Source organism: Spirosoma daeguense (assembly GCF_054776875.1).
Window position 1 is genome coordinate 481,296 of sequence record NZ_BAAHBF010000002.1, and the last position, 13,243, is coordinate 494,538.

Genomic DNA, 13,243 nt, shown 5'->3' on the forward strand with positions numbered 1-13,243 from the left:
TTAACTCACCGAACACTAGTTTCTGAAACTGGTTACTGTCCTGCACTGATTAATTTTCGGTAATTTTCTGTCTTAGACGGGTCTAGATACGATAATAAATCAAAAGCCTGTTTGCGCTCTGTAGAAGTGCCTTCGTAAAAAATATTATACAATTCCTGCGATTTAGCATCGAAGAACGAATTGATTAATACAGAGTTAGGCAATTGCAGGCCAATGGTACGGATGGTACTAAGTAGGGTCAACATCTGCTTACGAACCTGCACTGGATTAGCGGCAAAAACGTCGAGCCCCATCCGGTGATACGTATACATACCATCTCGAAACGGCAAAAGCTGCTGATTTTGCAGGTTTTCAACCAACCAATAGCGATTCCGGCGGTCGCCCCCTGTTTGCCAGGCTCCATTGGGCGAGCCCTGTTGAGCAAGATTAGTGATGGCGAAAGCACGCTGTATGTAAGGATTACCACCTTGCTTGCTAAACGTATCATAATCGACAGCCAGAATAATATTGGCGTAGTAAGCCAACAAAGATGTCAGATCGTCGGTAAACTGGTTATCCCTGAAAAAAACTGGTGTAGTAGGCAGGTAAACAAAATTAAAAGACCGATCGACGTAGCTAAACGTAGTGGTTTCGTAAGACGTACCATAAACTGGACGAGTTACGGTGATCTGGGCAGTCGCTTCAAAAGCTCCCTGTGTCAGCGATTTGATCAGATTTATCGAGAGTGAGCAGTTGATACGTTCCGACACCGCGAATTGGTCATTACTCCAGCGTCGGTTGTTCATAAACTCGGTTATGATTCCCTTCAACTGGTTCACATAAGAAAAGTCGGTTTTCTGCTGTGCGAATAGCTGATCAGAATTAATTGTGACCTGACAGTTGAGTTCCTGAGCCCGAGCCGAAAACAAGTAGCCCATCAGAGAAAATATAAGTACTAACCGTTTCATACAGAGAGTTTTTTCGCTACCAGTTCGACCAAATCCTGTGCCACTTCTTCTTTCGATTTAAGGGCAAATTCGCATGTATGTTCGTCTTTATCTATAACGGTAATTTTGTTGGTATTGTGCCCAAAGCCTGCACCTGCATCGCGGAGTGAATTTAAAACAATCCAATCTAAATTCTTAGTGTGCAGTTTCTTTAACGCATTGGCCTGTTCATTATCTGTTTCGAGCGCAAAGCCCATCATCAACTGATTCGACTGTTTCTGAGCTCCTAACGTAGCAGCAATATCGGTTGTTTTAGTTAGCTCCAGCGAAAAAAAATCTTCCTTCTTTTTTATCTTTTTATCGGCTGGATGAGCAGGTGTATAATCGGCTACGGCAGCACTCAAAACTACTACGTCGGCACTGATGAAATGAGCGGCTGTTGCCTCGTACATTTCTTGCGCCGACCGTACGTCAATACGTTGAATAGCAGGATCGGGGAGGGGTAAACTAGTTGGTCCGCTAACCAGTGTTACGTTTGCTCCCACCTGTGCAAATGATTTAGCGATAGCATAACCCATTTTTCCGGTGGAGTGGTTACTGATGTATCGTACGGGGTCTATGGCTTCCTGCGTAGGGCCAGCCGTGATTAACACCCGTTTTCCAGCTAGCACAGCCGAGCTATTTCTAGTTTCTACTACTTCTTTGTTCCAGTAAGTTTCAAGAGTCTGAACAATATTCTCTGGTTCGGCCAGCCGCCCTTCACCAATCAAGCCACTGGCCAATTCGCCATGTTCAGCGTCAATAATGTGGTTGCCAAACGAGCGTAAGCGACGCAAATTTTCAGTTGTTGTCGGATGCCGGTACATATCGACATCCATAGCAGGAGCAAAAAACACCGGGCAACGCGCTGATAGATAAACTGCCGATAAAAGGTCATCGCAGATACCGGTGGCGCAACGGGCAAGTGTGTGTGCAGAAGCAGGGGCGATAACCATGACGTCAGCCCACAACCCAAGCTCAACGTGGTTATTCCATTGACCTTTGTCGGCCTTGTCTGAATCTACAAATGAAGACAAAACCGGGCGTTTCGACAGTGTTGCGAGTGTTAAGGACGTAATGAACATCTTTGCCGATTCTGTCATAACTACCTGAACTTCTGCACCAGCCTTTACCAAAAGCCGAATAAGTAGAGCCGATTTGTAGGCCGAAATGCTGCCCGAAACACCTAGAAGAATTCGTTTGCCTTTCACAGGAAAGCGTTTCAGATAATGAAGAATTAAGCCGGTCAGTCCAACATGTTGGAATACCGCAATTTATAACAGAAATTGGAAGGCAGACACCTGAATAATCCAGTGGCTAAAACGTCAAAAACCGCACGGCAACGTACCATGCGGTCTTGTAAAAAAGAATACCTGATGATACTATGATTGCTGTTCGTCGTTGTAACGCCAGTAAATTTTACCTTCCAGAAATTCGTCGGTAGCAATTGACGTTGGCTTTGGCATACGCTCGTAGAATTTCGAAATCTCGATTTGCTCACGGTTTTCGAAAACTTCTTCAAGATTATCGACAGCCGAAACGAATTCCGATAATTTATTGCTTAATTCTTCTTTGTTCTTTGTAGCAATCTGACGGGCACGTTTCGAAATCATCGATACTGATTCATAAAGATTGCCCGTGTGAGCCGCAATTTTATCGTTATCGCGGGTAATGATGGATTGATTAGTTGCCATAAATTTAGTTGCTATTCTAGAGTCTTTGGCTGACAGCCGCTAAGCATACGACTGATTCCTTTGGACGTTAATTTTAATTTGCTGCCGTTACTTTGGCTGGGCGATTTAGATTTTTAAGCCGCTCTTTTTCCTGTTCGCGTTCTTTCTCCAGCTTATCGAGCCGATCTAGCTCTTTCTGGCTGGTTTCATACATTTTTTCTGACTGTTTCAGAAACCGACTGTTGGGATATTTATCTACGAACGCCTGATGATAACTCATTGCCTCCTGATAACGTTCCTTTTGTTTCGTTTCCAGGCTATTCTGAGCCAGACTAAATTCTGCGTCTACTTTCTTGAAAGCCAGTTCCTCATTGTACTCAGAATCAGGAAATTCTCGCTGAAAGTTGTTGATAGAAATAACTGCCGATTTGTAAGAGGCAATGTTAAAGCCGCTGGTTTTATAATACAGCATGGCTTTTTCGTATGCTTTCCGCTCCAGCTTTCCGCGTAAATCCAGAATTTGCTTGGTGGCATCAGCTTTGTACTTGCTATCAGGATAAATATTCAGAAAGTCTTGTAAAGCCGCTGTTGCTGTCAACGTATTAGACTGGTCAAGGTTAAATGCAGGCGTATCCTTATAAAGCGAATTTGCGTACATATACATCGCTTCCTCTACGTATTCCGAACGGGCAAATGTTTCGTAAAACTTCTTGAATAGCGTAGCACTCAGCAAGTATTGTTGCTGATGAAACTGCGTATACGCATAGTAAAACTGGGCCGTTTCTGATTCTGTACTACCTTTCAGTACCGGAATTAACTCCTCAAATAACAGACCAGCGCGATACCAGTCTTCTTTCTTATAATAATTAAGAGCGCCCTTGTATTTTTCGTCATCGCTCCCACTTTTCTGCAATTTCGAGAACGGACTGCATGAGCCTAACAAAAAAATGACCCAGACCCCTAGCAGAATCTTACCAATATGACGGTGTTGCATATGTTTGCAAAGATACAAAAAAAATACAGGCTACACCGTTGTAACGACGATGCAGCCCGGTATAGTGCTGAAAAAGAATTCTAACAAAGCCAGTTTATAGAATTTTAACAAGCCGAATAGTTATTGATGGCGGACAAGCAATCGTTTAGTCGCCACTTTTTTGCCATCAACCGTAAGCTGATACAGGTAATAACCAGTATCCAGCGAACGAGTTACAATTTTAACTTTTCGGTCGTTCGGTTCGAGGTTGAGCTCGTAGCCTGGCATTGGGGAACCCAGTACATTGAGCAGTACTAGTTTGGCTTCGCCAATTGAGCCGCTGAACTGATAATCCAGTTCGGCAACGTCATCGGCAGGATTCGGATAAACGTTTGAGACCCACAACTTATCGCTGGTATACATCCGGTTGTTTCCTTCCTGTGCAGGTGCTGCCGAACGTAATTCACTGGCTGGAGCTGTAGCCGTCAGTTCTGCGGAAACAGATGAAGACGATTTAGCACTGGCACTTGGCATCAGTAAAGACCGATAATGCTCATTGATTGCCTTATTTTTGTTAACAGTAATGGGCCGGTCGTAATTCGATAGTGCCGGATTGGGAACCACCGAGAAGCGTTTGTTGGATAAGGTGTTTGCCCCTGCCTTACGGGCATTTCCCGTACGGCCCAGCTCAAGTCGGCTTCCTTTTCGGCCATCAGAGTCCCGCACGGCGACCTGCGCCTGGAGCGGGATTGTTGCCATAAGCAAGCCCGACAAAACACCAATAAGTATAAATTGTTTCATGAAAGTCCTCTGTAAATGCACACGTATTCAACACAAACCTATTCACCAAAAAAGACAAAGTCAACGGTCAATTATCTAAAAAATTGTTAAACGGTCTAATTTGTCCTCTTTTGAACCAGTTTTTGAGCCAATGGTTTAATTTTTGACTTATTTTTTACTGGCTTTTTAATGCCCGGTTGCTCGGCCGGGGGCGTTTCAATCCATAAAACCTGCCCTTTTGTTGGCTTTTCAGCATCCCGCCACCTGAATCCGTCGAGTTGTTCATTCTCGGAATTTATTTCTTTCGGCGGAATTAACTGCGAATCTGGCGTACCATAAAAACGAATCTGACCAACCTTGTTATCGTTAAAATCGATATTCATCCGACTGCATTCTACGTGGTTTAACCCAATCATTTTATTTTTATCGTCGACAGCGTAATAAATGCTTTGTCCGTTGCCTTCAACAATGACCCGGTCAAGAGAAGTCTGTTCCTGCGCCGGAGCGGTTGTTGATGCTGGCACCGCAGCCCTTTTCTCCATTACGCTTTTCTCTACCGATTTCGTTGCAAAAACCGATCCATTTTGTGAATTAATTGCGCTGCCTAATTTTGGCTTATTTGCCTGAGCAACAGTTGATGAGACGGGCAAAGCCGTTGTAGAGATAATTTTTGTTTCGAAATAGGCTGTAACCGTACGCCCTTTAATCTGATTGAAATTTTTCAGAGTATCGAGCGAAATCACAAACGATTTAGTTTTCAAAAACATCGTATGAATTCGATTTTTTTTCATCAAAGCCCGAATTGTATCGGCTTCCATCTGATACTTATTCTGACTCCAGACAATCGGTTTTTTGTAAAAATAAATCGTTGAATCAGCGGTGTCGTAAATAAGTGAATCGCACTTACTTTGAAGATCTGATTTGTAGACAAAAACGTTTTTTTGTCCCAAAAAGCGTCGTGTATTTGTTTGTTTATTGTCGAATGAAAACAACGTATCAGCCCGCATATATAACGTATCATTCGTGGTTTCGCTAGCCAGACTTTTGGCCACGGGACGACCCGTTACCCGCGATATACCAACTTTACCGTTATAGCGCACATGCTCACCTGTAATAACCGCTTTCTTATCTTTGGCTACCATCACTACGTTACCTTTCGCAATACCTAATTCAGACACATTATCATAATAAAGCGAATCGCCAGTGAGCTGATATTTAGGAGTTTCGACAGTGGCCCGGCGTTGAAAATTGGAAATACCCGTTACCGTATTGTAATCACCTGCTACAGCCGTCAACACGCCATCTTTGTTAGTGATACGTGTCGGCCCCATGAACGTAGCAATACGGGTTAACGAATTATACAACAACGAATCGGCTGTAAGCGTACCTTTGGGGTTGACTAAGCGAACATTCTGACGAAACGTAAATAATTTTGTACGTGTATCGTAATAGCCTTCCCGGCTGGTCAGTACGTTTTCTTTATCAACAATACGTCCGGGTTTGGGATAATGGGCTATGCCCGAAAGCATATCGTAATCGAGCTGAGTCGTAGTGAGGGTCATCTTACGGTCGCGCATCACTACGTGTCCACGAGAGTTTGCCTGTCGGGTATTGCCGTAATAAAATAACGTATCGGCCCGCACGCTGATGGTATCACCCTGAATCATACGGACATTCCCATATGCTTCTATTACGTTCGTTGTTACGTTCTGAATGGCCAGATTACAATACATCAACATGCCTTTCTGACGGAACCGAACGTTATTATAGATTTTTCGAACCACCTGGCCCGGCACGTTGATTCCCACCAGACTATCGGCTCCCGGCAGCAATTCTACCTTATCTGTCGTGGCCGGACGTCCCGACGAAGGCGTACCAACTTGAGCTAATGCAGTAGGAAGCACGAACAAAAAGCTGAGCAGAAGGGCAACGAAAAAACGGGCGAACAAACGAATCATATAGACAAAACTACGGCTTAGGGCCGATTCTGGATGTTGGAAACGGATTTTTTAGCATTTATTAACGACCAAAAACTACTTGAACCCGATCATCGCGTATTGCTGGCCGTTAGTGGTGGTCTGGATTCGATGGTGATGGCTCATCTTTTTTATCGAAACGATCTGCCTTTTGCCATTGCGCATGTAAACTTTGGCCTGAGAGGAGCTGAATCAGACGCCGATGCGTCGTTTGTTCGGAACAAGGCTGACGAATACGGAGTTCCGTTTCACCTGACTCAGTTCCATACAGCTGCAATTGCATCTGAACGTAATTTGTCCATCCAGATGGCAGCCCGCCAACTGCGCTACGTCTGGTTTAATGAACTGTTAATAGAACATAGGTACGCAGGAATTGCAACGGCACATCATCAAAACGATGTACTGGAAACCGTGTTGCTCAATCTAACACGTGGAACAGGGCTGGCTGGCCTCCACGGAATAGCAGCAAAACAAGGCAATCTAATACGCCCGATGCTGTTTGCCACGCGCGACCAACTTGCTACGTATGCTGAAGAGCAGAACGTAACATATCGGGAAGATAGCTCCAATCGGGAAGATAAGTATGCCCGCAATCGCATCCGTCACCACGTAGTGCCTGTGCTCACAGGCTTGAATGCTGGCTTTTGGCAGACCTGGCCGCGAACCATAGAGCGCTTGCGGGGGGCAGAGATACTTTTTCAGGAAGAGCTTGATCGCTCATGGCGAGAGATTGCTGTCATAGAACGGGAGCGTATCTGGCTGCCGATGAATAAGTTAATGAACGTAACAGAACTGGCTTTTCGATTGGGGGAGTGGCTCCGACCGTTTGGTTTTACCGCCGACCAGATTCTGCAACTTATTGCTACGTTTGAGAAACCAATTGGTCAGGTATTTCGGTCAGCTACGTACCGAATTTTCCACGAACGTAATGGCCTGTTGCTCGAACCACTGCCCGTCGACGCTGATTTTGAGATCATGTTTGACGATTGGCCAACTGAACCTGTTACGTTGCCAAACGGTCAACTACTATTAGTAGACATAGTGGCCAAACCTGTTGATTTTAAACCAACACCTGAAAACACGATTGCCTGTCTGGATGCCAATAAACTTACTTTACCGATCACTATTCGAAAATGGAAACTGGGAGATCGTTTCCGGCCACTGGGTATGAAGGGCACTAAACTGGTTAGCGATTTATTGAACGACCTTAAAGTGAGCCGTTTAGAACGTGAACAAACTTACGTATTGCTCACGGGCGATCAAATTGCTTGGGTCATCGGTCGGCGCATAGCTCATCCTTTTCGGATTGCCAGCCAAACGAAGTCCATCATTCAAATTAGTTTTAGGTAACTTGGGCATAATTGTGTTTTTTTGAGGTTGGGTAAAAATTTATGTGCCTGAACAGTGAGTTAATACGTACTTTTGTAAAGTTGGCACTTAATTTGTTAGTATTTGAGCGAGCCCAAGTTTTTCTCTAACTCATTTAATATCATGAACCGAATTGTACAGGTTCTGCTCATTGCAGGACTGGCCTTCTGGAGCCTGACTGTTCAGGCACAAAGCGCGAAGTTACGAGCGGCCAATAAGCAGTTTGATAATTTCAGCTATGTCAACGCGGTGCGTTCCTATGAGGACTTTCTGCGTGCTGACAAAAAGAAAGAACCTGCCGAAACACGGGAGGCTATGATTAAGCTTGCTTACAGTTATCGCAAGCTGCAGGACACACGTAACGCCGAACGAGTTTATAGTGAGCTGACAAAAAATTATACAGACTTGGATAGCGAAGTCTATATGTATTTTGCACAGGCACTGGCTCAGAACGGAAAGTATCGGGAATCCCAGAAAATGTATAGCACGTATGGCGAAAAACAATCTCAGGACCTTCGTGGACGCCGTTATACGGTTTCTTACATGGATATGAGCCGGTTTTATCAGGATTCGTCATCGTATAAAACATATAGTTTGCCCATCAATTCACGACAGGCAGATTTCAGTCCGATGTATTATAAAAATGGACTGGTTTTCGTTTCGTCGCGCGATGAAGGTGGCGTTATTAAACGGGTTTTCAACTGGAACCAGACCCCATTTCTGGACTTGTATTACCACCCCGATACAAACCAATTGCATGTTCCGGGAATGGAGTTGAGTCGGTCGCCAGGGTCGGCAGTGCTGGGCGGTGGTGGCGATGGCAAGGTGCCAGCAGAAGAGTTAGGAGCAGATGGTCAGAAGCTGACAAAAGCCGAGATTTTTAGCCGGACTCTAAACACGAAATACCATGAAGGCCCAATGACCTTTACAAAAGATCAGAACACTATTGTCTTCACCCGTAACAATGGTAGTAAAGGGAAAGCAGGAAAAAGCTCCGAGGGGGTAAGAAAATTGAAATTGTACTCTGCCGTGAATAAGAACGGTAAGTGGACTGATGTTAAAGACATTCCATTTAACAGTAGCGAATACTCAGTTGGTCACCCAGCTTTCTCGCCCGACAATACTAAACTTTACTTTGTATCGGATATGCCCGGCGGTTTTGGCGGTACGGATATCTACGTAGTAGAATACAACAATGGCCAGTGGGGAACTCCGGTAAATATGGGTAAAGAAATCAATACTGAGGGTAATGAAATGTTTCCCTACGTATCGGAAGGTGATTTTCTTTACTTCTCATCGGATGGCCATGAAGGACTTGGCGGTTTGGATGTATTTGTGGCCGAGTTGCGTGACGGGGTCGCTTATAAGGGTGTTCAGAACGTAGGAGCCCCAATCAATTCTGAAAAGGATGACTTTGGTATTATCACCGATAAAGGTCGCACTACGGGGTATTTTAGCAGTAACCGTAAGAAGGGGGTAAGCGACGATGATATTTATTCATTCCGCCGGAACTGTAAACAGCTTAATATCTTCGTCTACGATGCCAAAACCGGTACTGCCCTTGAGAATGCTGATGTTCGTATACTACGTAACGGCGTAAATCAGGAATTACGTCTGACGAATGTGGAAGGTCGGGCTGATTTGTGTGTGGATTCAAATACCGAATATGAGTTTAAAGCTGTAAAAGAAGGTTTTGCTTTGAATAGTGTTCGTTTCTCTACGCTTACTCAGTCGCAGAAACCGGTGATGAACGTATCGATTTATCTGGAACGCTCAGAAAACACTCTTGTAAAAGGTGTGGTAAAAACCGAAGTGAACCAGCAACCTGCGCCAGGCGTAAAGGTGACGCTACGTAACGAAAAAGATAAATCGGAGCAGACCGTAACTACAGGTCCAGACGGTGGCTATGAATTCGATATGAAACCGAATTCGCCTTACACCATTACTGCACAGAAAGATCGTTACGCTACGAAAAAAACGAAATATGCCAAAACAAAGAAAAATACGCGCGTTGTGAACGATTCGCTGGGTATTTATGGTGTAGGTGACGTATTTCAGCTAAAGAACATCTATTACGATCTGAATAAGTTCTTTATTCGCCCAGATGCCGCTCGTGAGCTGGATCGGGTGTTGGCAGTGTTAAAAGAATATCCGCAGATGCAGATTGAGCTACGCTCACACACCGATGCTCGGGCAACAGATGCGTATAACATCCGCCTTTCAGAAAATCGGGCTCGTGCTGCTTTAGATTATCTAGTGTCGCGTGGAGTACCTTCTAATCGGTTGATTTCTAGGGGATATGGCGAAAGTGAAATTCTGAATGGTTGCGTTGATGGAGTGAACTGCTCCGAAAATGAACACCAGCAAAATCGACGAACCGAATTTAAAGTACTAGCGGTTCAATAAACGTAGTGTTTAAACGCAAAAAGCGCAGATCAATGATCTGCGCTTTTTGCGTTTAAACACTACGTTTACATCAATCTAGCAGTTACCAGCAATTGACCCACGTGCCGCATGGTGTGTTCTGCCGAGTGGGTTAGTAAGCCTATTACCGTTGATGGCAACTGAGCCCGCCCAACGGTACGTGCCTCCGTAAGCATCTGTTCGTCCGTTTGTTGCAATTGTTTAAGTGCTTGTTCAATCTGTTCGTCAAACCGACGTAGTAGTTCCTCAACAGAGGGTTGTGGAGCCGGGGGATTACCTTCTGCCGACAATGCCATTAATTGCAGAGACGTTAACGCTTCACCACGAGCATACGTAAAAAGACGGTCGAGAACACCCGTTAAATGCTGTAAATGAAACCCGACTGAAGCGACTGACTGATTGGTTTTCGGGTTTACAAGTTGTTCCCATAACAATACTTCTGGAAACGCCTGCAAATTGGCCCTTACTTCTTCACGAGCCTGCATGAGCGCATGTGCTATAGGCTGGAGTAACGGCAGAATATTGGGAAGCGGTCCCCGTAACCAGACTTCTAGGGTTGTATTGGTACTCATAATGAAAAATTACCGTCAATTCTAAAAACAGTTTACTACGTCTACCGGCAACCAAATGTAAGGCTCCCCCAGTAACTATGCCAGTCGGCCTCGGTTATATTCTCGTGTGCAACCATTCGGACGAGGCTAACCATGTTACTGCCTGAGCGAAGCCGAAACGTAACGTGTCCCATCTTATCCGAACGCTGTTTTTGCTCGGTCAATTTGTGGGTAGCATCCCGGTTCCAGTAACGTACTAGCGCACCTTCCAATGGCTTATTTTTGAAAAGTATCTTATAGACAATCTCTTGACCAGCCATTTGGGTATATGGATTTTTAGCCGGAATAATTTCCAGTATCATACCTGTATTCTTGGCGAACGTATCATCGTGTTTATTACCAACCTGAACCAGTGTTTTCACACAACGTTGATAAAGCTCACGGCTGGGTTTATTTGTTTCGCCCAGTTTCTTTCGGGCTTCAATAACATTATCGAGGCCATCTTCCTGTAAATACAAAAGGAAGCTATCAGGTTTCATGGCTAAAAATTTGGGCGTATTCGCGAAGCTAAATAGGTGTGTTCCCGTTTCATTGAGCGATACCAAAACATCGCCATACGTATCGCCAGAAAGGGCGGGTGCTAAATCGGTAACCGTTTGATTACTGTGGTGGCGATACTGGATAATTCGATTCTTTTTTCCCTCCGAACGCTCCCCTTCAAATCCTTCGCCCACCAAAACCTGTAGATTGATTTTGTCGCCTACGTTTGCAAAGAAACGAGTTGGCTGTAGCCAGAACTCATGCCCAAAAACGAACGATAAACTAAGATATATTCCTAACGTAGTGATTACTAATGTTCGGGCTACCACGCCGTAAGGCAGGAAAAAGAGAGAATAGATTCGATAGTTTTTGTTAGCCTCAGAAAACTTTTTCATCGATTTTATTTTTAATGAATCTAAACAGTATTAATTTTGACGTCTCAATCAATTCGTGTGCATGAACGTAGAAGTTGTTGTAGCTGATTGTAACATTGTCGACACTACGTCGAAAAGACCAATGCAGTCGAACCCATTCTTGGGTAATGAATGTGTACTGAAAAAGTGCTGCAAGAAGTATAAAAAAGGAAAGCGGTGCAAGAAATGCCCCGACTGAGAAGTCACAACTCTCATTATTTCGTAGTTGCAACTTTCGGCTGGTGAAGAACCAACCTACCGAAAGCATCGTTGCCTGGTTGGCCAGTTACTCTCTCTGAATTGGAAAAGGGAGTATTAGAAAGATAGTTGACTTTCCTTGGCTTTTCTTTCAATTCATGCATCTATACATTCATATCCCATTCTGCAAGCAAGCTTGCCACTATTGCGATTTCCATTTTAGTACAAACTTGAGCCGGAAAACAACTCTGGTTGAGGCAATTTGTACAGAGATCAGCTTGCAGAAAGACTATTTGCCGAGTCGTGAACTAACTTCAATTTATCTGGGTGGCGGAACGCCTTCATTACTGACTGAAGCAGAATTAGCTCAGATCATGAATACTGTTGATCAGTATTTTGCAGTTTTCTCCGGTGCCGAAATCACTCTCGAAGCGAACCCGGACGATTTACTCCCGGAAAAACTTCGAATGCTACGTCGCTATGTAAATCGGCTCAGTATAGGTATACAAACGTTTGATGAAGCAGCACTTCGCTGGATGAATCGTGCTCATACGGCCACAGAAGCCGAAATCTGCGTTTTGCAGGCACGAGAAGCTGGCTTCGACAACATAAGCACCGATTTAATCTATGGCATTCCTAACCGTTCCCGCGAAAACTGGCCGGGCGATCTGGAAAAAATGCTGTCGTTAAACGTACCACATCTATCGGCTTATGCATTGACTATTGAACCTGATACGGCTTTTGGGCGATGGCAGCAGAAAGGTACGTTGCCACCTGCCGACGAAGCCCTGGCCGCCGAACAATTCGAAGAACTGACTCAGGCGCTTACGGAGGCTGGCTACGAGCATTATGAAATTTCTAACTTTGCCAAACCCGGTCAGTATGCCCGTCATAATACCGCTTATTGGCAACGACGCCCTTATTTAGGTGTTGGGCCAAGTGCCCATTCATACAATGGGCACTCACGGCAATACAACATTGCCAACAATTCACGTTATATCACCGAAATTCAGCAGGCAAGTATTCCGGCTACCGCTGAAATTCTTTCGGTTGCCGATCAGGTGAATGAATATTTACTAACTGGCCTACGAACGCAGTGGGGTTGTTCGCTGGCTGAATTATCGACGTTGGCTGGAGCCGATTTTGCGATGAAACAGGCTCAAGATCTCGCAGAAATGTATGATGCCGGTTGGTTGGTTCGGAACAACGATCAGTTGAAACTAACACCACAGGGAAAGCTTTTTGCCGACCGGGTTGCCGCATCGTTGTTTATCCTGTAAGTACAGATTTAAAGTTCGGGTGTAGCTTTTTTTGCGTTTGTCGCTTAAATTGAGCCAATGGGCGACTATGAGTAGGCTTTCCTATTATTTTCGCAGAATAGA

Annotated in this window: 11 protein-coding genes; 3 read left to right on the forward strand and 8 right to left on the reverse strand. The window is 44.6% G+C overall.

Going from position 1 to position 13,243, the window contains the following annotated elements; all coding sequences use genetic code 11:
* Window positions 1-32: 32 nt before the first annotated feature.
* The 6 genes from porD to ACYVD4_RS06900 form a co-directional block, all read right to left on the reverse strand.
* Window positions 33-947: a type IX secretion system protein PorD gene (porD, locus tag ACYVD4_RS06875; RefSeq protein ID WP_460943765.1), complete on the reverse strand. Its 915-nt coding sequence runs from the start codon at window positions 945-947 to the stop codon at window positions 33-35.
* Window positions 944-2,176 (reverse strand): bifunctional phosphopantothenoylcysteine decarboxylase/phosphopantothenate--cysteine ligase CoaBC, encoded by a 1,233-nt coding sequence (gene coaBC / locus ACYVD4_RS06880; protein WP_460943767.1) that lies wholly within the window; start codon window positions 2,174-2,176, stop codon window positions 944-946. Before coaBC ends, porD begins: the two co-directional genes overlap by 4 nt.
* 171 nt (window positions 2,177-2,347) lie before the next feature.
* Window positions 2,348-2,659 (reverse strand): DNA-directed RNA polymerase subunit omega, encoded by a 312-nt coding sequence (locus ACYVD4_RS06885; RefSeq protein ID WP_460943769.1) that lies wholly within the window; start codon window positions 2,657-2,659, stop codon window positions 2,348-2,350.
* Window positions 2,660-2,732: 73 nt separating this feature from the next.
* Complete coding sequence (locus ACYVD4_RS06890) at window positions 2,733-3,632, reverse strand: outer membrane protein assembly factor BamD (RefSeq protein ID WP_460943771.1); 900 nt, start codon at window positions 3,630-3,632, stop codon at window positions 2,733-2,735.
* Window positions 3,633-3,752: 120 nt separating this feature from the next.
* Window positions 3,753-4,412, reverse strand: coding sequence for a T9SS type A sorting domain-containing protein (locus tag ACYVD4_RS06895; RefSeq protein ID WP_460943773.1), 660 nt, complete (start codon window positions 4,410-4,412; stop codon window positions 3,753-3,755).
* 95 nt (window positions 4,413-4,507) lie between these two features.
* Window positions 4,508-6,349 carry an OstA-like protein gene (locus ACYVD4_RS06900; RefSeq protein WP_460943775.1) on the reverse strand — a complete coding sequence of 614 codons (1,842 nt, stop codon included), beginning with the start codon at window positions 6,347-6,349 and terminating at the stop codon, window positions 4,508-4,510.
* 33 nt (window positions 6,350-6,382) lie between these two features.
* Between ACYVD4_RS06900 and tilS the strand changes: the two genes are divergently transcribed.
* Together tilS and ACYVD4_RS06910 are read left to right on the forward strand one after the other, a co-directional pair.
* Window positions 6,383-7,717, forward strand: a complete 1,335-nt coding sequence (tilS, locus tag ACYVD4_RS06905) for a tRNA lysidine(34) synthetase TilS (RefSeq protein ID WP_460943777.1) — start codon at window positions 6,383-6,385, stop codon at window positions 7,715-7,717.
* Between the two features lie 141 nt (window positions 7,718-7,858).
* Window positions 7,859-10,141, forward strand: a complete 2,283-nt coding sequence (locus ACYVD4_RS06910) for a carboxypeptidase regulatory-like domain-containing protein (RefSeq protein ID WP_460943779.1) — start codon at window positions 7,859-7,861, stop codon at window positions 10,139-10,141.
* 65 nt (window positions 10,142-10,206) lie between these two features.
* Here the strand turns inward: ACYVD4_RS06910 and ACYVD4_RS06915 are convergent, their stop codons facing one another.
* Both ACYVD4_RS06915 and ACYVD4_RS06920 read right to left on the reverse strand, forming a co-directional pair.
* Entirely contained in the window at window positions 10,207-10,731 is a 525-nt protein-coding gene (locus ACYVD4_RS06915) for a DinB family protein (RefSeq protein WP_460943781.1), read from the reverse strand.
* Window positions 10,732-10,772: 41 nt separating this feature from the next.
* Window positions 10,773-11,645: a DUF4198 domain-containing protein gene (locus ACYVD4_RS06920; protein ID WP_460943783.1), complete on the reverse strand. Its 873-nt coding sequence runs from the start codon at window positions 11,643-11,645 to the stop codon at window positions 10,773-10,775.
* Window positions 11,646-12,019: 374 nt separating this feature from the next.
* On the opposite strand from ACYVD4_RS06920, the gene hemW reads away from it, so the two are divergent.
* Window positions 12,020-13,141: a radical SAM family heme chaperone HemW gene (gene hemW / locus ACYVD4_RS06925; protein ID WP_460943785.1), complete on the forward strand. Its 1,122-nt coding sequence runs from the start codon at window positions 12,020-12,022 to the stop codon at window positions 13,139-13,141.
* The last annotated feature ends 102 nt before the right edge of the window (window positions 13,142-13,243 follow it).

Excerpts from the sequence above, each read along its gene's own strand:
- ACYVD4_RS06890 (WP_460943771.1), bottom strand. The coding sequence starts at position 3,632 with ATGCAACACCGTCATATTGGTAAGATTCTGCTAGGGGTCTGGGTCATT.
- ACYVD4_RS06910 (WP_460943779.1), top strand. The coding sequence starts at position 7,859 with ATGAACCGAATTGTACAGGTTCTGCTCATTGCAGGACTGGCCTTCTGG.
- ACYVD4_RS06885 (WP_460943769.1), bottom strand. The coding sequence starts at position 2,659 with ATGGCAACTAATCAATCCATCATTACCCGCGATAACGATAAAATTGCG.
- ACYVD4_RS06920 (WP_460943783.1), bottom strand. The coding sequence starts at position 11,645 with ATGAAAAAGTTTTCTGAGGCTAACAAAAACTATCGAATCTATTCTCTC.
- ACYVD4_RS06895 (WP_460943773.1), bottom strand. The coding sequence starts at position 4,412 with ATGAAACAATTTATACTTATTGGTGTTTTGTCGGGCTTGCTTATGGCA.
- ACYVD4_RS06915 (WP_460943781.1), bottom strand. The coding sequence starts at position 10,731 with ATGAGTACCAATACAACCCTAGAAGTCTGGTTACGGGGACCGCTTCCC.
- hemW (WP_460943785.1), top strand. The coding sequence starts at position 12,020 with ATGCATCTATACATTCATATCCCATTCTGCAAGCAAGCTTGCCACTAT.
- ACYVD4_RS06900 (WP_460943775.1), bottom strand. The coding sequence starts at position 6,349 with ATGATTCGTTTGTTCGCCCGTTTTTTCGTTGCCCTTCTGCTCAGCTTT.
- tilS (WP_460943777.1), top strand. The coding sequence starts at position 6,383 with ATGTTGGAAACGGATTTTTTAGCATTTATTAACGACCAAAAACTACTT.
- porD (WP_460943765.1), bottom strand. The coding sequence starts at position 947 with ATGAAACGGTTAGTACTTATATTTTCTCTGATGGGCTACTTGTTTTCG.